Raw genomic sequence first — 20,378 nt, forward strand, 5'->3', positions numbered from 1 at the left:
GTATATGCGTGAAATGGGTACTGTTGAACTTTTAACGCGTGAAGGCGAAATCAGCATTGCAAAACGTATTGAAGAAGGGATCCGTGACGTTCTTCACTCCATTGCTTACTGGCCAAATGCCGTAGAAGTTGTACTACAAGAATACAAAGATTATGAAGCTGGCGAACGTCGCCTGGCCGACCTGCTTTCAGGTTATTTAGACCCTGAAACTGATGATGATATTCCAGAAGTGCTGGAAGAAGTCGCTGACATCGAAGAAGATGAAGAAGCAACTACCAAGTCAACCAAAGATGTAAAACTGGATGATGAGGAAGATGAAGAAGAGTCTGACAGTGATGACGATTCTGAAGGTGATTCAGGTCCAGATCCAGAAATCGCTAAAATTCGTTTTGCTGAACTTTCAGATGCATGGAAAAATACCAAGGCTGTCATTGAAAAGTATGGCCGCAACAGCAAAGAAGCAGAAGAAGCACTGCAAGCTTTAGCTACTGTGTTCATGATGTTCAAGTTCACACCGCGCCTGTTCGATATCATTTCAGAAATGATTCGTGGTACCCACGACCAGATCCGTAGTGCAGAACGTGAAGTAATGCGTTATGCAGTCCGTCGTGGCCGCATGGACCGTACCCAGTTCCGTACTTCTTTTCCGGGTCAGGAATCTAATCCAGCCTGGTTAGATGAGCAAATTGCAAAAGCGCCTGCTGATCAAAAAGCTTATCTGGAAAAAGTACGTCCTGACGTGCTAGCATTCCAGCAAAAGATTGCGGACATTGAAAAAGAACTTGACCTGAAAGTTCGTGACATCAAAGACATCGCCAAACGTATGGCAGTGGGTGAAGCGAAAGCGCGCCGTGCCAAGAAAGAAATGGTTGAAGCGAACTTACGTCTGGTCATTTCGATTGCGAAGAAATACACCAACCGTGGCTTGCAGTTCCTGGATCTGATTCAGGAAGGCAATATCGGTCTGATGAAAGCCGTAGACAAGTTTGAATACCGTCGTGGTTACAAGTTCTCGACTTATGCAACCTGGTGGATTCGTCAGGCGATTACCCGTTCAATCGCGGACCAGGCACGTACTATCCGTATTCCAGTACACATGATTGAAACTATTAACAAGATCAACCGTGTATCTCGTCAATTGCTTCAGGAAATGGGTCGTGAACCTACTCCGGAAGAACTGGGCGAACGTCTGGAAATGGACGAAGTGAAGGTTCGTAAAGTACTGAAAATCGCCAAAGAACCTATTTCGATGGAAACACCGATCGGTGATGATGAAGATTCGCATTTGGGTGACTTCATTGAAGACAGCAACATCACCTCTCCTGTGGATGCGGCAACGTCAGAAGGCCTGAAAGAAGCGACACGTGAAGTACTGGAAAACCTGACTGAACGTGAAGCGAAAGTCCTGAAAATGCGTTTTGGTATCGACATGCCAACTGACCATACTTTGGAAGAAGTAGGTAAGCAGTTCGACGTAACCCGTGAACGTATCCGTCAGATTGAAGCGAAAGCCTTACGTAAGCTGCGTCATCCTTCCCGCTCTGAACACCTGCGTTCATTCCTGGAAAATGACTAAGATTTGATACAATTGATAGAGACTTGAAACTCAGTTGATAGTCTCCATCTATGTATCCAGACAGACCCAAACGCCCGCGCTCATGCAGGCGTTTCGAATAGGGGGACTACATGTTAGACCGTACACCATCTCGTGAACTACAGGAACATCTTTGGGTTTTCCCTATGGACTACCCGATCAAGCTGATTGGCCTTGCTGGCGAAGAGCTGCTGAATGCTGTGGTTGAGATTTTTAGCAAACACTTTCCTGACTTTGAAGGTGACAGTGTAACGATTACACCATCTCGTACAGGTAAATATCATTCGATCTCTGCACAGCTCCGTTTCCTTGAACTTGAACAGGTACATGCTGTTTATGCAGATCTGGCTGCTTGCCCCTTGATCAAAACTGCGCTTTAAGACAGCTCAGGCCGCAATAAGAAACACGCTTCAGGGCGTGTTTTTTTATATCTGTGAATTGGTAATTGAGAATTACTGTGAATCACTCCCCTATCACGGCTTGAAATCATTATAATTATTGGCAGTATTTTTTATCTTTCCAAGGACGCACACTGTGACTGATGCGGTTCAAAAACCCTGCCTGATTATTCGTCAATATAATGACCTGACTCCCTACGAAGACCGCTTTCTGGAAATGAAAGCCCTGACTGAAAACCGTGATGAAAACACCCCGGATGAGTTGTGGATTTTGCAGCACTATGATGTCCTGACTCAAGGGCAAGCGGGTAAGCCGGAACATATTCTGATGCCATCCAATATTCCGGTAATTCAGACCGATCGTGGTGGTCAAGTGACTTGGCATGGTCCGGGCCAGCTGGTGGCGTATTTTATGTTTGACCTGAACCGTCTTGGCTGGAACGTCCGTACGCTGGTATCCTATGCCGAAAACCTGATGATTGAGCTACTCAAGAAGCATAATATTGAAGCCTATGCCAAACCGGATGCACCCGGTGTCTATGTCAATGAACGCAAGATTGGTTCCCTTGGCTTTAAAATCCGTAAAGGTCGCAGCTATCATGGTCTTTCCTTGAATATTGACTGTGATCTGACAGGTTTCCATACCATCAATCCATGTGGCTATGCAGGACTGGAAATGGTCCGCATTAACGACTTGGTCAACAACCCGCCAAAATTTGCTGACTTGTGTGTCGAAATTATTGAAACTTTAACCAGCAGCGGTTACTTTAAGGACGTTAGCGTCGAGCAAAGATAAAGCCTTTGCATTTCAACAATAAATAAATTAGAGTAATTACTCTAAACTAATAATATTCCAGGTAGGGATCATCACGTGATTGCAACTAAATCCGTTAAACCTGCTTTGCAACAGGCCTATGTCAAACTCATGATGGATGTGATTGGCAGAGGCTTAGTCATGGCAAGCCAAGTCGATGAAGAAATCAAAAAGGAAGTTGCCCAGTTTCCGGCGAATTTCAGTCTTTCCATGAGAGTCTTCCCCCATGGCCCGGCATTTATTGCCCGGGTTACTGAAGAGAAGCAACTTGAACTCGTGAAATCTATGGCCACTGCGCCTGACCTTACGATCACCTTTAAGCATCTGCATCATGCCTTTTTGGTCTTTTCATTCCAGGAAAGTACCTCACAGGCCTTTGCCCATGACCGCATGATTGCCGATGGTGATATCTCTTATGCTATTCGTCTGGTGCGTTGTCTGAATAAAATGGAAGCCTTAATTTTGCCGAAAATGGTGGCACAACTGGCTGTCAAAGAATATCCAAGTAATCTCAGCCTGAAAGAAAAATTAACTGAAGCAAGCAGCATCTATTTAAAAATTGCTCAATCTTATTTGAAACGGAGTGTCTGATATGACTAAGCCTTATTATGAATTTTTCTGTCCAGTCAAGGTGATTGCCGGTCATGCTGCGCTCGAACATATTCCGTTTGAACTCTCGACTTTAGGTGCCAAACGTCCACTCATCATTACCGATAAAGGCGTACGTGCCAATAATCTGCTTGCACCGATTGAAGCTGCTTTTGAATCGACGGATGCAGAGATTGCAGCAATTTTTGATGATGTCCCACCCGATTCGAGCTTAGGTACAGTACGTCGTGCTGCACAGCTATATCGTGACAATAACTGTGATGCGATTATTGCCATTGGGGGCGGTTCAGTTATCGATACCTCAAAAGCGACCAACATTCTGGTCTCTGAAGGTGGTGATGACTTGCTTAAATATTCTGGCGCACATAACCTGCCAAAGCCCTTAAAACCATTTTTCGTAATTCCAACCACGTCTGGAACAGGTTCTGAAGTAACCATGGTTGCAGTGGTATCGGATACTGAAAAGAACCTGAAAATACCGTTCGCATCTTATTATCTGATGCCGCATGCTGCGATTCTTGATCCACGTATGACCCAGACTTTGCCACCGCATTTAACCGCAATGACTGCAATGGACGCGATGACCCATGCGGTCGAAGCCTATACCTGTATGGCAGCCAATCCGATTTCAGATGCTTATGCCACAGCAGCAGTGAAGAAAGTCAGTGAGAATCTGTTTAAGGTGCTGGATAATCCGTCTGATGCTCAAGGTCGTCTGGAATTGGCACAAGCTTCTACCATGGCTGGGATCGCTTTTTCGAACTCAATGGTTGGTCTGGTGCACTCACTCGGTCATGCGCTCGGTGCGGTAGCTCACTTGCCGCATGGACTATGTATGAATCTGTTCCTGCCTTATGTACTGGAATACAACAAGGAAGTGAATGGTGGCAAGATTGCAGAGCTGCTTCTGCCACTGGCTGGCCCTGATATTTATGCACAGACCCCGGGGCATCTGCGTGCCGATAAAGCGATTGCAACCATTCAAGCGATGCGTGACCGTATTTATGCTCTGACTAAATTACCACGTACATTAAGTGAAACAGGTAAGGTTTCTGAGGCACAACTGGATGAAGTTGCCGAGAAAGCATTAAATGATGGTTCCATCATTTATAACCCGAAAGAAGCCACGTTGGAAGATTTGAAAACCATCTTAAAAAAAGCTTGGTAATTCCTGAAAAATAAGCGAATATAGCGAAAATTTAGAGCCTGGTGTTTTTTTAAGCATCAGGCTTTTATCTTGCATGAAAATTTCATCATCAATCATGATAATTTTGGCATATTTCATGCTGTAGTAATCTCAAAAAAATTGCTAGCAAAAATGTTCATTCTAGAGTAGATTGGCGCGCTTTTGCTTAATTTGTAGGGGGGATCGTTCGTCTCAAACGATCCTTATTCAATATGACTGATCCTTGATCAACGATTAAGAGGATAACGCCGTTGACAAATTTCTCTGGGACTCAATCGGCAGCTAAACTGCAAAAAACGCTGGGACTCTGGCACATCATTATTATCGGTTTAGCTTATATTCAACCCATGACCTTGTTTGATACTTTTGGTCTGGTATCTGAAGAAAGTAACTTTCACGTTCCTACCTCTTACATTTTTGCACTGATTGCAATTTTGTTAACCTCTTTGAGCTATGGTCATATGATTCGTCGCTACCCATCTTCGGGTTCGGCCTATACCTATGCCCAAAAATCCATCCACCCAAATGTTGGTTTTATGGTGGGTTGGTCATCATTACTAGATTACCTGTTATCACCGATGGTCAATATCATTCTGGCGGTGATTTATCTGGAAGCACTTTTTCCAGACATGAACCATTGGGTTTGGGTCATTGGTTTAACCGCGTTTATGACTGCGATTAACCTTCGCGGTGCGAGATTTGTTGCCAACTTCAACAGTATGATTGTATTCGTACAATTGGGCGTCATTGCATACTTCACCTGGATGGTTTACCAACTTCTGGAAGGTGGCGTAAATGCAGACGGCACATTAGTCGATGCAAAGTATCAACTGTGGAGTTTAGAGCCATTCTGGAATGAGTTTACTTCTGTTGCTGCCCTGATTACCGGTGCAACCTTACTGTGCTTCTCATTTACAGGTTTTGACTCTTTAAGTTCTCTTGCTGAAGAAACCAAAGATACTGAGAAAACCTTACCTAAAGCGATTTTCTTGACTGCATTAATAGCGGGTATCATTTTCATCATCAGTACTTACTTCATGCAGATCTTCTTCCCGAATGATCCAAAAACCTACTTTGAAGATATCGCTGCAACACAGCCTGATATTTTACAAGCAGTAGGTGGCGTGGCATTTAAGACAGTGGTACTTTATTTTGCGATTGTGACAGTTATGGCTTCCGGTATTTCAGCGCATGCGGGTGTGTCTCGTCTGATGTACGTAATGGGTCGTGATGGCGTAATTAACAAAAAAATCTTTGGTCACATTAGTCCGAAAAACTACACACCGTCGTACAACATCCTGATCGCTGGTGCAGTTGCTTTAACTGCTGGTTTCATGGATCTTGACTTTGTCGTGTCACTGATCAGCTTTGGTGCGTTAACTGCATTCAGTTTCGTCAACTTGTCGGTGATTTCACGTTATGCACTGCGTGATGGTCGCACGAAGAGTGCCAAAGAGATCATGAATTTTGTCGTCGTTCCCTTACTTGGCTTCATTTCAGTGTTTGCATTATGGCTAGAAGTCGACGAAGCTTCGCTTAAATACGGTCTGATCTGGGCATTTGGCGGTATCTTGTACCTGGGTTATAAGACCAAAGGCTTCAAGCATCCTGCTCCTCAGCACAATGAATTTGATGATAAATAATATCCTTCTTATTCAAATAAAAAAGGCGCTTGATGCGCCTTTTTTAGTTCTGACTTGTTTATTTTTTAGTTCAGTTCAAAATCATTTTAGACGACAGTTAAAGCCCATGCGGGTATCAACAATATTGTCTTTATAACCAAGCCGTTCGATAAATAGATTACGATTTTTTAAAACCTCCTGACTTTCAGGACTCAAACGCGCCTTGTTTTGTACAGCCAGATGATAGGTTTCATTCACCACACCCTGGAAGATATTACACACTTCCTGACGTTTTGGTTGATTCAGAATCCGTCCGCGCCAACTCCATTCAAAATCATCTTTGCTAAGGGTTTTACCCCAAGCTTCAATACGCTCATTCAGTTGCTGCTGCATCTCTGCCATACCCTGCCTGATTTCCTCCTGAGTAAGCGGTTTTACCTCTTCTACTGGCTGTTGTGGTTCTGGCTGTGCCTGGCTTGCTCCACTAAACATTAATAAAACCGCACAACTCGCTGTGATCCACCCCTTATTCAAGTTTTTTTCCTTTTTTTGTGTTCTCAAATTATTTATACCGAAGATAAGCCCAATGACCAACCACTGCACAAGCCTTGTTACATAAATAAAAAAAAGCCACCAATTGGCAGCTTTTCTTAAAAAAAGAAACTAATTAAAGCATTTTAAACCCCTGCTGACGCCAGGCCTCGTACACAATCACTGCTGTCGCATTAGACAGGTTCAGACTACGCGAATTCTCAGCCATTGGCAGACGGATCCAGTGTTCTTTCGGGAACATCATACGCACATTTTCTGGCAGACCACGTGTTTCCGGCCCCATCAATAAAGCCACAGGACGATTTAAGTCTGAAGTATGTGGGGTTTCAGAACCTTTAGTCGTCAATGGATAGACCGCATCTGCACCAATGCCTTGAGAAGCCAAATCTACCAGACATTCTTCAATATTTTCCCAGATTTGCATATTGGCATATTCATGGTAATCCAGACCGGCACGTTTTAGCTTTTTGTCATCCAGTTCAAAGCCCAGCGGCTTGACTAAATGCAACTGTGCTCCCGTATTTGCGCATAGGCGAATAATATTACCTGTATTGGCAGGAATTTCAGGCTCATATAAAACAACATGGATCACAGCTTTTCTCTACTCTTGGGAGGAGTTAAGTGGTCGTTTACGACCACTTAAGTTTTTCACGTAAACGCACCACTTCACCAATAATGGTCAAAGTTGGTGCCTGAATATGGTGCTCATTCACTTTCGATGCAATATCTTGGAGCGTTCCCACCACTACTTTTTGCTCTGGTGTGGTGCCTTTTGAGACTAGGGCCACAGGCATATCTGGACGCTGACCATGCTCAATCAATTGTGCACAGATTTTTTCCAGTCCAACCAGTCCCATATACAGTACCAGTGTCTGGTTTTCATAGACCAGTTCATTCCAAGGCAGCTCTGGTGAACCCTCTTTTAAATGGCCTGTCAGGAAACGCACGCTTTGCGCATAATCACGGTGAGTTAATGGAATACCAGCATAGGCTGAGCAGCCAGACGCAGCAGTAATACCTGGAACAACCTGGAAAGCTACGCCCGCAGCAAACAGCTCTTCAATCTCTTCACCGCCACGACCAAAGATAAACGGATCACCGCCTTTTAGACGACAAACGCGCTTGCCTTCACTGGCATATTTTACCAGTAAGGCATTGATCCCTTCTTGTGGCACTGCATGATTAGATCGTGCTTTACCAACGTAGATCTTCTCTGCATCACGGCGGCACAAGTCCATGATTGATGCAGAGACCAGACGATCATAAATCACCACATCGGCTTGTTGCATTAAACGCAATGCTTTTAGGGTCAAGAGTTCTGGATCACCAGGACCTGCGCCAACGAGGTAAACCTCACCTTTTGGCTTTTGCCATTCCAGTAGCGCCTGTTCAATCAGATGGTCAGCTTCAGCCAGATTGTCATTAAAGACCTGTTCTTTCAAAGGACTAGCATAAAGCTCTTCCCAGAAAATACGGCGTTCATCCGGATTAGCAATCTTGGCTTTTACCGCGCTACGCCACTTCCCAGAGAATTCAGCCAGTTTACCCATACCATGTGGAATGGTGGTCTCTAGCTGGGTACGAATCTGACGGGATAACACCGGTGACGTGCCATTTGATGCTACCGAAATCACTAGCGGTGAACGGTCAATAATCGCCGGAACCATAAAGCGGCAATGCGGTGGATCATCTACACTGTTCACCAGAACATTTTCAGCTTCACAGGCATTAAAGACCTGACGGTTGACTTCAGCATCATCAGTCGCTGCAATCACCAGACGATAAGAGCGTAATGGAATTTCAGGATTGAAAGGTGCCTGAACATATTGGCCAGCAGTTGCTTGAATAATCTCAAGCAGAGCTGCTTCAATTTCAGGTGCAATTACCGAGATAACTGCGCCTGCTTTCTGTAGCAATACCGCTTTCCGGTACGCAATATGTCCACCACCAACAATCAGACAGGGTTGCTGCTGCAACTTTAACGAGATTGGGAAAATATCCACGAAAAGCCTCAAATATTTAGATCTGACTGTCTAAGCAATTTTCATGCACATTTTGGTGCATACACCGATATTTAGTCGATGTAAGTTGCACCACCCATGTACGGACGCAATACTTCAGGGATCTCAATTGAACCATCTGCACGTTGGTAGTTTTCCATCACAGCAAGTAAGGTACGACCCACTGCCAAACCTGAACCATTTAAAGTATGCACAAATTCAGTTTTCTTCTGGTCGGCACGGTAACGCGCTTTCATACGACGTGCCTGGAAATCACCCATATTTGAACATGAAGAGATTTCACGATAGGTATTTTGGCTTGGTACCCAAACTTCCAGATCATAAGTCTTGGTTGAACCAAAGCCCATGTCACCGCCACACAGAATGATCTTACGGTATGGAAGGCCTAAAGCTTGCAGGATACCTTCTGCATGACCAGTTAAGTCTTCCAGTGCCTGCATAGAATCTTCAGGTTTTACGATCTGAACCATTTCAACTTTATCAAACTGGTGCTGACGGATCAGGCCACGGGTATCACGACCATAAGAGCCCGCTTCACTACGGAAACATGGCGTATGTGCAGCATATTTCAATGGCAGGCGGTCGGCATCAATAATTTCATCACGCACGAAGTTGGTTACTGGCACTTCAGCTGTTGGAATCAGATAAAATTCTTTTTCGCCTTGCAGCTTGAATAAGTCTTCTTCGAATTTGGGTAACTGACCTGTGCCACGTAGCGAATCAGCATTTACTAAATACGGCACATAGGCTTCGGTATAACCATTTTTGGTGGTGTGCGTATCCAGCATGAATTGAGTCAACGCACGTTGTAGACGCGCTAAAGGACCTTTTAATACGCTAAAACGTGAACCAGTCAATTTAGTTGCTGTTTCAAATTCCAGACCGCCCATCATTTCACCCAAGTCAGTATGGTCTTTGATTTCAAAATCAAATTCGCGTGGTGTACCCCATTTCAGGATTTCCACATTGTCAGACTCATCTTTACCTTCAGGAACAGATTCATCTGGCAAGTTTGGAATAGACAGGGATTTTTCTTCCAGTTCAGCTTGCAATTCAGCCAGTGCTGCTTCTGCTGCTTTAATTTCATCGCCAATTGCAGACATGCGTGCCATGATTTCAGACGCATCGCCACCGGCTTTTTTGATTTGGCCAACTTGTTTCGCACCCGCATTACGCTCAGCTTGTAGCGATTCAGTTTTGGACTGAATTTCTTTACGGCGAGCTTCAAGTGATGCCCACTCCTCGACATTCAGTTGAACACCACGTTTTGCCAAGGCTAAATTTACAGCCTCAATATTATTTCTGAGTAATTTCGGGTCGATCATAGCCAATCTTTAGATAAGAAAAAAACTGGCTATAGTGTAAGCTCTTAACGGCAAAAAATACAGTGACCTGGTGAATGGCTGCGCCTTATTAGCACAATATTTAAGGGGTTGTTTTTGGCAAAATGGATAAATATTCAGGTCGGATGATCCCGTTTAATGCCGTATAAGGTACTTTTAATTCTACCATCACACTTGTGGACTTACTCAACTCACCTGCTGGATAAATCAGTACCAAGCCTTGACTGTCAAAATAATAATTATCACTTAATTCCAATTGCTTTGATGTTACTTGGGCACGATCCAACCAGTCTTTGTTTTCTTGATACAAGCTTTGTTTTAACTTTCCTTCAGTATTGCCCAGCATGATTTGATAAAGAGCCAGACGTTTCTTTTGCTTTAGGTCCAGATTGACGTATTCAGTATGAGATTGTGGCTGTGCTGCACGTTTAGGCTGATGAACAGTTTTGAATATAAAAGTCACCAGATGACCATGCTGATTCAGGTAACTGACCTGAATAGAACGCTGCTCAAAAAATTTCGACTGATCCTTTGCTTTGATTTTATCACTGCTTACTTTGTTAAAGGCAACTGGTTCGGTACGCTGCATACGCTCTATAAAATACTGGTCAATCCAAGCCATATTGGTATCTACAGTTTGCAGATCAAAGCGCACACAACTCTCTACTTCGCACACGACCTGATTAACACCTTTCACTGGAATGGTTTTGGATTGTATTTGCCCTGCTTCTTCTGTTTGCGCAGATGCATTGACTGAAGACGTTTGAGGCTGACAGGCAAACAACCCCACATTTAAACATAAAATACAGCTGATCCAGCCGGTTTTAAATGAAGTCATTTTCATCCTAAGCACCTGAAATTTCATAATTTAATTGACTTGACTTTTGTTTATTCTAAAACGCCTGAATCTCCAGATATAGGCAAACCTTGTAATGTCTCCAAATCCATTTCTATTATTGGCAAATAAAAAGCAACCCGAAGGTTGCTTTTTTATTTTGCTGATATTGATGCTTATTGATCAATAATGTCCGTTCCTTTAGGCGGTGTGAAATTAAAGGTAGATGCCGGAATGCTGGCATTCACTTTCACATTGCTAAAGTTGATATAGGTAGTTTGACCCAATGAATCTTCCAGAATCATCAGACTCGGTGCCTTGTTAGCGCCAAAGCTAATCGTCAGGCTTTCAAACACACCATCACTTGCCTTTGGATACAGCTTGTAATAGGTCTTGCCTTTATTTGGCTGCGTCACACGATAAGACTGCATGATCTGGTTGGTATTTCCAGAGAGCAATAATGCTGGTGTATTGGAGACTTGTTCATCCAGGCTCTGACGAACGGCTTGCTGCAAGTCTGGGTCATAGATCCAGACAGTTTTTCCTGTGGTAGCAATTGTCTGTTTCGAAGGTGCCGTGGTTTCCCAATAGAATTTACCCGGACGCTGCACTTTCATTACACCACGAAAGGTCTGGTTCATGTGCTGGGCGCTCAAACCTTTTTTCTGAGTTGCTTTCGGATTGGTAATCTTGGTGGTTTGCTCAAAGTTTGCCGTTAAGCTACGGATATTACTGAGCTGCTTCACCAGATTAGCAGTGGCTTGCTGCTCCGTCGCTGCAGTTGCGGCAAATACAGTCGTGCTCATGACAGGAGCCAGTGTTGCCGCACCGATTGTTATGGCACATACAGTTTTACGAAGGATATTCATAATCTCACCTTTTTGTATTTGCATATCGCTATGTATCTAATGGCTCATCTTAAACTAATTTCAAAAACTAAGATGATAGAAAATAAGAAGTTTTGTATTGTTATTAATGCAAAATCCCTGCTTTTGTTCATCATGATGAAGATCACCGTTTATTCTTCAGCCATATGTTTCAGACTGACTCGTCAATCTTCAAGCATAAAAAAACCCACAGAATCTGTGGGTTTTTTCTATTGTCGCAGATTATGCTTCAACAGATACGTAGCGACGACCGAACTGGCCTTTCACTTCGAATTTTACTACGCCATCAGCAGTAGCAAATAAAGTATGGTCACGGCCCATACCTACGTTAACACCAGCGTGGAATTCAGTACCACGTTGACGAACGATGATGTTACCTGCAGTTACAGTTTGACCACCGTAAACTTTAACACCTAACATCTTAGGATTCGAATCACGACCGTTCTTAGTCGAACCACCGGCTTTTTTAGTTGCCATGTCTCATTACTCCTAGTAATTAGCCTGAAATGCTAGTAATTTTCAACTCGGTAAACCATTGACGGTGACCTTGTTGTTTACGGTAGTGCTTACGACGACGCATTTTGATGATGCGAATTTTGTCGTGACGACCATGGCTAACTACTTCTGCAGTTACTTTAGCGCCAGCTACCACTGGAGCACCGATTTGAATGCTTTCACCGTTTACAAGCATCAACACGTCATCAAAAGTAACAGTTGCGCCAGTTTCAGCTTTCAATAATTCAACTTTAAGGGTTTCGCCCTCAACTACACGGTGCTGTTTACCACCGCTTTGGATTACTGCGTACATAATGTACTCCAAATATGCCCGTGTCGTCGTGCCGATAAAGGGATATACCGGTCTTAAAACGTACGCCACTGGGGGTTATACAAGGGCAAAGATTTTAAGGGATATTCGTATAAACAACAAGCCATTTTATAGAAATATTGATGAATACATTTATCCATCTCTTTGAGATTATACTAATTTTAGTAAAATCAGACACTCATGCAATTTTTTGCTACAAAAATCAACAGAGCCGGACGGTTATTTTTGAGTAGTATACTGAGCCACAAATTTCGGAGTACATGATCCGTAAAGGTAAATCGATAGAGTACAGTCAGCCACCAGAATCAGGCTGGATGGATTATATTCATCATAAAAAACTGATTTTTAGTGGAGTTTGTACGTTTCTTATGTTTCATGGATGTTATAAATTGTTAAACTACCGACTTGAGATTTACCAAACTAGAGGTTTCCTTTCACATGACCATCGACTTTAAGCAAGATATTCTCGCTCCTGTGGCACATGACTTTGCTGCGATGGACACATTTATTAATGAGGGGATTACTTCAAAAGTTGCCTTAGTCATGGCAGTGAGCAAACATGTGGTTGAAGCAGGTGGCAAGCGTATGCGCCCGATTATGTGTTTACTGGCAGCCAAAGCCTGTGGCGCAGATGATCTGGATCAGCATCGTAAACTCGCAGCGATCGTTGAAATGCTACATACTGCAACGCTGGTACATGATGACGTCGTGGATGAGTCTGGCTTGCGCCGTGGCCGTCCAACTGCGAATGCGACCTGGAATAACCAGACTGCCGTATTGGTCGGTGACTTCCTGATCTCACGTGCCTTTGACCTGCTGGTTGATCTGAACAATATGGTCTTACTCAAGGACTTCTCAACTGGTACCTGTGAAATTGCCGAGGGTGAAGTATTGCAGTTGCAATCGCAACATCAGCCTGAAACAACTGAAGAAACGTATTTAAATATTATTCATGGTAAAACTTCTCGCCTGTTTGAACTGGCCACTGAAGGTGCTGCCATCCTGACTGGTAAAGAAGAGTTCCGAGCACCGCTACGAACTTTTGCCGGTCACTTTGGAAATGCTTTCCAGATCATTGACGATATTCTGGATTACACTTCAGATGCAGAAACACTGGGCAAGAATATCGGGGATGACCTGATGGAAGGTAAACCGACCTTGCCATTGATTGCGGCACTGAAGAATACCTCTGGGGATGACTTCGAGATTGTGCGTAAGAGCATTGCAACGGGCGGTACTGACCACCTTGAACAGGTGATTCATATTGTCAATGCATCCGGTGCTCTGGATTACTGCCGTCAGCGTGCGACTGAAGAAACCGAAGCTGCGATCGCTGCACTGGATCTACTGCCGGATTCTGAATACCGTCAGGCGCTGATTAACCTGGCCAAACTTGCGCTTCATCGCATCCAATAGATACCCACCTCGCCTATGCATATTAAATTTCTCGATATTTTCCAAAGCATGCAGCAACAGCTTGAGCAGCCTCAGGCAAAGCTGGATGAAAACCTGTTAATTGAACTCGTGAATCGTATACGACCAATAGACAGCAAGAATACCGAAGAAATCGAAGAAAAATTTCAGGCATTTTTACAGTCTTTACTGATCACTCCTAATGCGGTTTCTACCTTGCAGACCTTTGTGCTGCGCGTGATTAACCGCTACAAACAGACCAGCCTGTTTTCTGATACAGGTATTTTATCCCTTGACGGTTTCTGGAATCAGCTAAATCAGCGTATTGGTGCACATATTCTGCCCATGATTCCGGATGATAAAAGCCTGCAGGAACTGATGCGTCGGGTATTTCATGAACGCAGTGACCGCTACTGGCTCGACTATCTGGCCGATGAAGACTGGCTGCGACTGTTTAGCGTGATGAATCAGGGTCATTCTAATCAGCCTGAAAAAACCCGGATTAAAGATGAACTGATCAAGGCACTGACTATCCTGTCATATCGCGTCAGTGGTATTGCCCTGCATCCTGAATTTATCAATGCCCAGCCTGAACTGATGGAATATGAATCACCTTTTCTGATTCAGAACCGTGAGATCAATGAATTTATTCAGGAATATAAAAAGCGCTTTAATAATGTAGAACTGGTGGATTCAATCCTGCCACCAGACGCTTCTCAGGCAATGGTGATGCTTGAGCAATGTCATGATGTCGTCGCGAAAATTCGCCGCTCCACCAAACGCATTGGCGTAAGTGTCAGTTTGACCTACATGCTGGCCCTGCTGGAACAATGTCTGGAACGGATTGAAATTCTGCTGAATATGATCATGGATGATGACCAGTTGCGTTATCAGTCTATGGGGTATTTTCTGGTAGATATTACTGAAGCACTTTATAGTGAACGTAGTGTCCGCTCCCTGCTGGCGACTAACAGTGAATTACTGGCTTTACAGGTGACTGAGAATGCTTCCAAAACTGGAGAGCATTATGTAAGTACCGACAAGCAGGGCTTCCTGGCCATGTATAAGGCCGCAGCGGGTGCCGGGGTCATTATTGCCACTATGGCTACCCTGAAGATACTCATGGCACGTGTCACCATGGCACCGCTCATGCAAGCTTTTAGCTACAGTATGAATTATTCACTGGGCTTTATGCTCATCCATGTACTGCATTTCACTGTAGCGACCAAACAGCCCGCGATGACCGCAGCTGCACTGGCTTCTACCGTACAACAGCGTAAAGGCTCTAAAACCGCTCAGATTGCTGAACTGGCTGCATTGATCGTGAATATTATCCGGACCCAGTTTGTAGCAATTCTGGGAAATATTTCAATTGCCATACCCGTTGCTGCCTTGCTGACCTTTATGTGGGATGCTGCCCTTCATGAACCTTTAATGAATCATGCCAAAGCGGCCAAGACCTTACATGACCTGAACCCGTTTACTTCACTTGCGATTCCACATGCTGCAATTGCCGGGGTTTGCCTGTTCCTGTCTGGCCTGCTCGCAGGTTATTTTGACAATATGGCGGTATATCGTAAGGTCGGACCACGCCTGAAAGCGCATGCTCGTCTGGCTAACTTGATGGGACAAGAGCGCTTAAACAAATTTTCCGAATATATGGAACGTAATTTGGGAGCCTTGGGGGGTAACTTTATTTTCGGGATCATGCTCGGCAGTATGGGCACCATTGGTTTTATTCTCGGTATGCCGCTGGATATTCGTCATATTGCCTTTGCTTCGGCCAACTTTATTCAAGGACTGATAAATATTAATGGGCCTGATATTGGCCTGGTGGTGGTGTCGTTTCTAGGTGTTCTACTGATTGGTCTGACTAACCTGTTTGTCAGTTTTAGTCTGACCATTATTGTGGCATTACGTGCACGTCGGGTGCGTTTCGAACAATGGAAACCACTGGCGAAACTGGTCATGACCCATTTCCTGACTCGACCGAGCGATTTCTTCTGGCCACCAAAGCAAGATGTTGATATTGACGAAAATCATACAACCAGCAAAGGTTGAGACTGAGACAATTCTTGTTGATTTATCAACAGAATCACCTAATAAAAATATGGATTTTGTATAAATTACGCACACTTGAAAAAAAGTGTACTGACAAGTACACTTCAGGACAGACGGTTAACCGGTATCATGTCGGTTAGAAAGAACAAGGATATCTGGCATGTCTTACTTGTTGCTTTTTGTCGGTTTTTTATTTGATTTTCAGTGTGTTCGTTCATCTTGATTCAGTTTATAGCAAGTTTGATTTGCTGATTGCTGAATAAATAAAGTACTACACAGAGATCTGTCTGTATTAAATGACCGCAGCCATAAGGTGCCTGTATGGCATGCCATTTGTATTACTTTTAACCATCTGCTGGTGTATTGCCCCAGTTTGGTATAAAAAGTATGCAAACTTAATTTTATATGTATCGGAATTCTTGGAGGATTTATTCTCAAATGGCGACTTAAAATTCTCATTGCCTCAGTATGGCCTTCTGGATATTTCATAAATTGAACAATACAGATTGCCCATTCCAGTTATGTCGCTTGGTGATTTACATCAGCCAGCAATATCTTCCTCATAAACTATGGTGTGATGGGCATAAGAATTTTAAAAAACCTTTGGTGAATATGGTTTCCTCTAAAAGTAATCGCCGACCGGAGTATAAGTTTTATTTGGATCTTGTCATTGTGTTTAATTTTTTAAATACAATAAGTTACAAATAAAAAATTTAGATAAAAATCTAATCGAGGTGGAACAATGATGTCTGCAAAGCTTTGGGCACCTGCCCTGACTGCTTGCGCATTAGCAACAAGTATCGCGCTTGTTGGCTGTAGCAAAGATCCTAAAGAGGGCCAGCAAGCTGGTGCTCAACAGCAAATGCCACCGACTGAAGTTGGTGTGCTGGTTGCACAGCCACAAAGTGTTGAGCAGTCTGTTGAACTCTCAGGTCGCACAACAGCATTTGAGATTTCAGAAGTACGTCCACAGGCGACTGGTGTCGTGCTAAAACGCTTATTCAGCGAAGGCAGCTATGTCCGTGAAGGTCAGGCGCTGTATGAAATCGACTCTAGTACTAACCGTGCCACAGTGGACAATGCTCGTGCAGCAATTGCACGTGCTGAGGCAAATCTGGGCGTGTTACGTGTTAAAGAAGGTCGTTACCGTCAACTGGTTGGTACTAATGCGATTTCCAAGCAGGAATATGATGATATTGTAGCGCAGGTTAAACTGGCTGAAGCTGATTTGAATGCGAACCGTGCAACATTACGTAATGCTCAAATTAACTTAGGCTATTCAACTGTACGTGCGCCAATTTCTGGTCAGACTAACCGTTCTTCGATTACGGCGGGTGCGTTAGTGACTGCAAATCAGACAGAACCACTGGTTACGATTCAGCGCCTAGATCCAATCTATGTAGATATCAACCAATCCAGTGCTGAACTGCTACGTCTGCGTCAACAGTTAAGCCAAGGTAACCTCAACAGCTCAAACAACACCAAAGTGAAGTTAAAGCTTGAAGATGGCAGCATCTACCCAGTTGAAGGCCGTCTTGCATTCTCGGATGCCAGCGTGAACCCTGAAACAGGTACTGTGACTTTACGTGCAGTATTCCCGAACAAAAACCATTTACTTCTGCCAGGTATGTTTGCCACAGCGCAAATCGTGCAAGGCGAAATTCCAAATGCCTTCCTGATTCCACAAGCAGCGTTAACCCGCACACCTACGGGTCAAGCCATGGCGATGCTGGTGGGTGCTGATAATAAAGTGACTCCACGTCCAGTAACGACAGTCGGTACTCAAGGCAGCAACTGGATCGTAACCGAAGGTCTTAATCCAGGTGATAAAGTGATTGTTGATGGTATTGCCAAGGTAAAACCTGAACAGCAAGTGGTGCCTAAACCTTATCAACCTCAAGCGGCTGCCCCACAAGGTGCTGCTCAACCAGCTGCACAGCAACCTGCAGCAGATGCAAAAAAGGCAGATGATGCAAAGAAACAACCTGAACAAAAACCTGCTGCAAATGCATAAGGAGTAATGGTTCATGGCTCAATTCTTTATCCATCGTCCGATTTTTGCATGGGTGATTGCACTGGTCATTATGCTGGCGGGTATTTTGACCATCAGCAAAATGCCAATTGCTCAGTATCCGACGATCGCGCCACCAACAGTCACCATTTCTGCGACTTATCCGGGTGCATCTGCAGCGACTGTAGAAAATACAGTAACGCAGATCATCGAGCAGCAGATGAACGGTCTGGATGGCTTGCGTTATATTTCCTCGAACAGTGCCGGTAACGGTCAGGCATCCATCGCCTTAAACTTTGAACAAGGTGTCGATCCTGATATTGCACAGGTTCAGGTACAAAACAAGTTACAGTCAGCGACTGCACTTTTACCGGATGATGTACAACGTCAAGGTGTACGTGTTACCAAATCTGGTGCCAGCTTCCTTCAGGTATTAGCTTTCTATTCTCCTGATGGCAGCCTGACTGCAGATGACATTAAAGACTATGTAAACTCAAACATTTCTGAACCTTTAAGCCGTGTCGCTGGGGTGGGTGAAGTTCAGGTCTTTGGTGGTTCTTATGCAATGCGTATCTGGCTGGATCCAGCCAAAATGGCTAGTCTGCAAGTGACTCCAAGTGATGTGGCTCAGGCAATCCGTACCCAGAACGCTCAGGTGGCTGTCGGTCAATTAGGTGGTGCGCCACAAATTGAAGGACAGGTACTGAATGCGACAGTGAATGCGCAAAGTCTGCTGCAAACACCTGAACAGTTCGAAAATATCTTCCTGAAAAATACCACTTCAGGTGCTCAAGTCCGTCTGGGCGATGTCGCACGTGTAGAACTTGGTGCAGACAACTACCAGTTTGATTCTAAATTTAATGGTAAACCGGCTGGCGGTGTTGCGATTAAACTTGCAACCGGTGCCAATGCACTGGATACCGCTGAAGCAGTTGAAGAACGTTTAAAACAGTTACGTCCTAACTATCCTCAAGGGATGGTGGATACACTGGCATTTGATACCACACCATTCATTCAGTTATCGATTGAATCGGTGGTTCATACTCTCATTGAAGCAGTCATTCTGGTCTTCATCGTAATGTTCCTGTTCTTGCAGAACTGGCGCGCAACGATTATTCCAACCATGGCCGTTCCAGTCGTGGTATTGGGTACCTTTGCGGTGATTAACGTTTTTGGCTTCTCGATTAATACCCTAACCATGTTTGCCATGGTTCTCGCGATTGGTCTGCTCGTCGATGATGCGATCGTTGTGGTCGAGAACGTTGAACGTGTTATGGCTGAAGAGCATCTGGATCCTGTGTCGGCGACTGAAAAGTCGATGAAACAGATCTCTGGTGCGCTGATCGGTATTACCTCTGTACTGTCTGCAGTATTCGTACCAATGGCATTCTTTGGTGGTTCTACAGGTGTTATCTATCGCCAGTTCTCAATCACGCTGGTCACAGCAATGGTTCTGTCGCTGGTGGTGGCCTTAACCTTTACCCCTGCCCTGTGTGCGACCATTCTGAAACAGCATGATCCGAACAAGCCGCAAAGTAACAATCCGGCTGCACGATTCTTCCGCTGGTTTAACCATAGCTTTGACCGTGTTTCTGTGAAATATCAGGGCGGCGTCAATCGTATGACACACCACAAGATTTTCTCCGGTATCATCTATGCGGTGGTGATCGGGATTATTGTGCTGATCTTCCAGAAACTGCCTTCTTCATTCTTACCTGATGAGGACCAAGGTGTCGTAATGACGCTGGTACAGTTGCCACCAAATGCAACCTTGGAACGTACCGATAAAGTCATCAATACCATGACAGGCTACTTCCTGGAAAATGAAAAAGATCATGTCCAATCTGTCTTCAGTGTGGCTGGTTTCTCATTCACAGGTGTAGGTCAAAACGCTGGTCTGGCATTTATCAAACTGAAAGACTGGTCTGAACGCACCACACCAGAATCACAGGTCGGTGCAATTATCCAGCGTGGTATGGCACTGAACATGATTGTGAAAGATGCGTCTTACATCATGCCATTACAATTGCCAGCAATGCCTGAACTGGGTGTGTCTGCCGGCTTTAACATGCAGTTAAAAGCAGCAAGTGGTCAAAGCCATGAGCAACTTTTGGCAGCGCGTAATACTGTTCTGGGTCTGGCTGCACAAGACAAACGTCTTGCAGGTGTCCGTCCAAATGGTCAGGAAGATAACCCGCAGTACCGG

General features: G+C 44.4%; 18 protein-coding genes. 10 read left to right on the plus strand and 8 right to left on the minus strand.

Features of this window, described 5'->3' with window-relative positions:
* The 6 genes from rpoD to B4033_RS06450 all read left to right on the plus strand — a co-directional run.
* The coding region (gene rpoD, locus B4033_RS06425) for an RNA polymerase sigma factor RpoD (protein WP_286832755.1) at positions 1 to 1,576 on the plus strand (1,576 nt) is incomplete at its 5' end.
* A gap of 110 nt (positions 1,577 to 1,686) precedes the next feature.
* Entirely contained in the window at positions 1,687 to 1,974 is a 288-nt protein-coding gene (locus tag B4033_RS06430) for a YbeD family protein (protein WP_286832756.1), read from the plus strand.
* Between the two features lie 154 nt (positions 1,975 to 2,128).
* Entirely contained in the window at positions 2,129 to 2,788 is a 660-nt protein-coding gene (gene lipB, locus B4033_RS06435; RefSeq protein ID WP_286832757.1) for a lipoyl(octanoyl) transferase LipB, read from the plus strand.
* A 75-nt stretch (positions 2,789 to 2,863) separates the two neighbouring features.
* Entirely contained in the window at positions 2,864 to 3,397 is a 534-nt protein-coding gene (locus tag B4033_RS06440) for a hypothetical protein (RefSeq protein ID WP_286832758.1), read from the plus strand.
* A gap of 1 nt (position 3,398) precedes the next feature.
* Positions 3,399 to 4,583: an iron-containing alcohol dehydrogenase gene (locus B4033_RS06445; RefSeq protein WP_286832759.1), complete on the plus strand. Its 1,185-nt coding sequence runs from the start codon at positions 3,399 to 3,401 to the stop codon at positions 4,581 to 4,583.
* 269 nt (positions 4,584 to 4,852) lie between these two features.
* Positions 4,853 to 6,244, plus strand: coding sequence for an APC family permease (locus B4033_RS06450; protein WP_286832760.1), 1,392 nt, complete (start codon positions 4,853 to 4,855; stop codon positions 6,242 to 6,244).
* An 81-nt stretch (positions 6,245 to 6,325) separates the two neighbouring features.
* On the opposite strand, the gene B4033_RS06455 is transcribed toward B4033_RS06450, so the two are convergent.
* The 8 genes from B4033_RS06455 to rplU all read right to left on the minus strand — a co-directional run bounded on the left by B4033_RS06455 (position 6,326) and on the right by rplU (position 12,669).
* On the minus strand, positions 6,326 to 6,715 hold the full coding sequence (locus B4033_RS06455) for a hypothetical protein (RefSeq protein ID WP_051064890.1): 390 nt from the start codon (positions 6,713 to 6,715) through the stop codon (positions 6,326 to 6,328).
* 175 nt (positions 6,716 to 6,890) lie between these two features.
* Positions 6,891 to 7,367 (minus strand): tRNA (cytidine(34)-2'-O)-methyltransferase, encoded by a 477-nt coding sequence (locus B4033_RS06460; protein WP_103799680.1) that lies wholly within the window; start codon positions 7,365 to 7,367, stop codon positions 6,891 to 6,893.
* Positions 7,368 to 7,404: 37 nt separating this feature from the next.
* A complete protein-coding gene (gene cysG / locus B4033_RS06465; protein ID WP_103799679.1) occupies positions 7,405 to 8,778 on the minus strand; it encodes a siroheme synthase CysG in 1,374 nt (457 codons plus the stop codon).
* Positions 8,779 to 8,849: 71 nt separating this feature from the next.
* The gene (gene serS, locus B4033_RS06470; RefSeq protein ID WP_103799678.1) at positions 8,850 to 10,121 is read right to left on the minus strand and encodes a serine--tRNA ligase; all 1,272 of its coding nucleotides are present in this window, start codon (positions 10,119 to 10,121) and stop codon (positions 8,850 to 8,852) included.
* Positions 10,122 to 10,221: 100 nt separating this feature from the next.
* Positions 10,222 to 10,977 (minus strand): DUF3298 domain-containing protein, encoded by a 756-nt coding sequence (locus B4033_RS06475; RefSeq protein WP_286832762.1) that lies wholly within the window; start codon positions 10,975 to 10,977, stop codon positions 10,222 to 10,224.
* 173 nt (positions 10,978 to 11,150) lie between these two features.
* Positions 11,151 to 11,843: an outer membrane lipoprotein chaperone LolA gene (lolA, locus tag B4033_RS06480; protein ID WP_286832763.1), complete on the minus strand. Its 693-nt coding sequence runs from the start codon at positions 11,841 to 11,843 to the stop codon at positions 11,151 to 11,153.
* Positions 11,844 to 12,083: 240 nt separating this feature from the next.
* The gene (gene rpmA / locus B4033_RS06485) at positions 12,084 to 12,338 is read right to left on the minus strand and encodes a 50S ribosomal protein L27 (RefSeq protein ID WP_004814861.1); all 255 of its coding nucleotides are present in this window, start codon (positions 12,336 to 12,338) and stop codon (positions 12,084 to 12,086) included.
* Positions 12,339 to 12,357: 19 nt separating this feature from the next.
* On the minus strand, positions 12,358 to 12,669 hold the full coding sequence (gene rplU / locus B4033_RS06490; RefSeq protein WP_004814860.1) for a 50S ribosomal protein L21: 312 nt from the start codon (positions 12,667 to 12,669) through the stop codon (positions 12,358 to 12,360).
* A gap of 456 nt (positions 12,670 to 13,125) precedes the next feature.
* Between rplU and sdsA the strand changes: the two genes are divergently transcribed.
* The 4 genes from sdsA to B4033_RS06510 form a co-directional block, all read left to right on the plus strand.
* Positions 13,126 to 14,103, plus strand: coding sequence for an All-trans-nonaprenyl-diphosphate synthase (sdsA, locus tag B4033_RS06495; RefSeq protein ID WP_286832764.1), 978 nt, complete (start codon positions 13,126 to 13,128; stop codon positions 14,101 to 14,103).
* A 15-nt stretch (positions 14,104 to 14,118) separates the two neighbouring features.
* Entirely contained in the window at positions 14,119 to 16,161 is a 2,043-nt protein-coding gene (locus B4033_RS06500) for a site-specific recombinase (RefSeq protein ID WP_108675406.1), read from the plus strand.
* 742 nt (positions 16,162 to 16,903) lie between these two features.
* The gene (locus tag B4033_RS06505; RefSeq protein ID WP_286832765.1) at positions 16,904 to 18,175 is read left to right on the plus strand and encodes an efflux RND transporter periplasmic adaptor subunit; all 1,272 of its coding nucleotides are present in this window, start codon (positions 16,904 to 16,906) and stop codon (positions 18,173 to 18,175) included.
* A gap of 13 nt (positions 18,176 to 18,188) precedes the next feature.
* Positions 18,189 to 20,378: efflux RND transporter permease subunit (locus B4033_RS06510; RefSeq protein WP_286832766.1), on the plus strand; the 2,190-nt coding region annotated here is incomplete at its 3' end.

The sequence above is a fragment of the Acinetobacter sp. UBA3132 genome (assembly GCF_002364825.1).
GTDB classification, from domain to species: domain Bacteria; phylum Pseudomonadota; class Gammaproteobacteria; order Pseudomonadales; family Moraxellaceae; genus Acinetobacter; species Acinetobacter schindleri.

Bases quoted from the DNA above. Each gene is read 5' to 3' on its own strand.
- rplU (WP_004814860.1), bottom strand. From the start codon at position 12,669: ATGTACGCAGTAATCCAAAGCGGTGGTAAACAGCACCGTGTAGTTGAG.
- B4033_RS06500 (WP_108675406.1), top strand. From the start codon at position 14,119: ATGCATATTAAATTTCTCGATATTTTCCAAAGCATGCAGCAACAGCTT.
- B4033_RS06505 (WP_286832765.1), top strand. From the start codon at position 16,904: ATGATGTCTGCAAAGCTTTGGGCACCTGCCCTGACTGCTTGCGCATTA.
- B4033_RS06455 (WP_051064890.1), bottom strand. From the start codon at position 6,715: ATGTTTAGTGGAGCAAGCCAGGCACAGCCAGAACCACAACAGCCAGTA.
- B4033_RS06475 (WP_286832762.1), bottom strand. From the start codon at position 10,977: ATGACTTCATTTAAAACCGGCTGGATCAGCTGTATTTTATGTTTAAAT.
- B4033_RS06445 (WP_286832759.1), top strand. From the start codon at position 3,399: ATGACTAAGCCTTATTATGAATTTTTCTGTCCAGTCAAGGTGATTGCC.
- rpmA (WP_004814861.1), bottom strand. From the start codon at position 12,338: ATGGCAACTAAAAAAGCCGGTGGTTCGACTAAGAACGGTCGTGATTCG.
- sdsA (WP_286832764.1), top strand. From the start codon at position 13,126: ATGACCATCGACTTTAAGCAAGATATTCTCGCTCCTGTGGCACATGAC.
- lolA (WP_286832763.1), bottom strand. From the start codon at position 11,843: ATGAATATCCTTCGTAAAACTGTATGTGCCATAACAATCGGTGCGGCA.
- serS (WP_103799678.1), bottom strand. From the start codon at position 10,121: ATGATCGACCCGAAATTACTCAGAAATAATATTGAGGCTGTAAATTTA.
- B4033_RS06430 (WP_286832756.1), top strand. From the start codon at position 1,687: ATGTTAGACCGTACACCATCTCGTGAACTACAGGAACATCTTTGGGTT.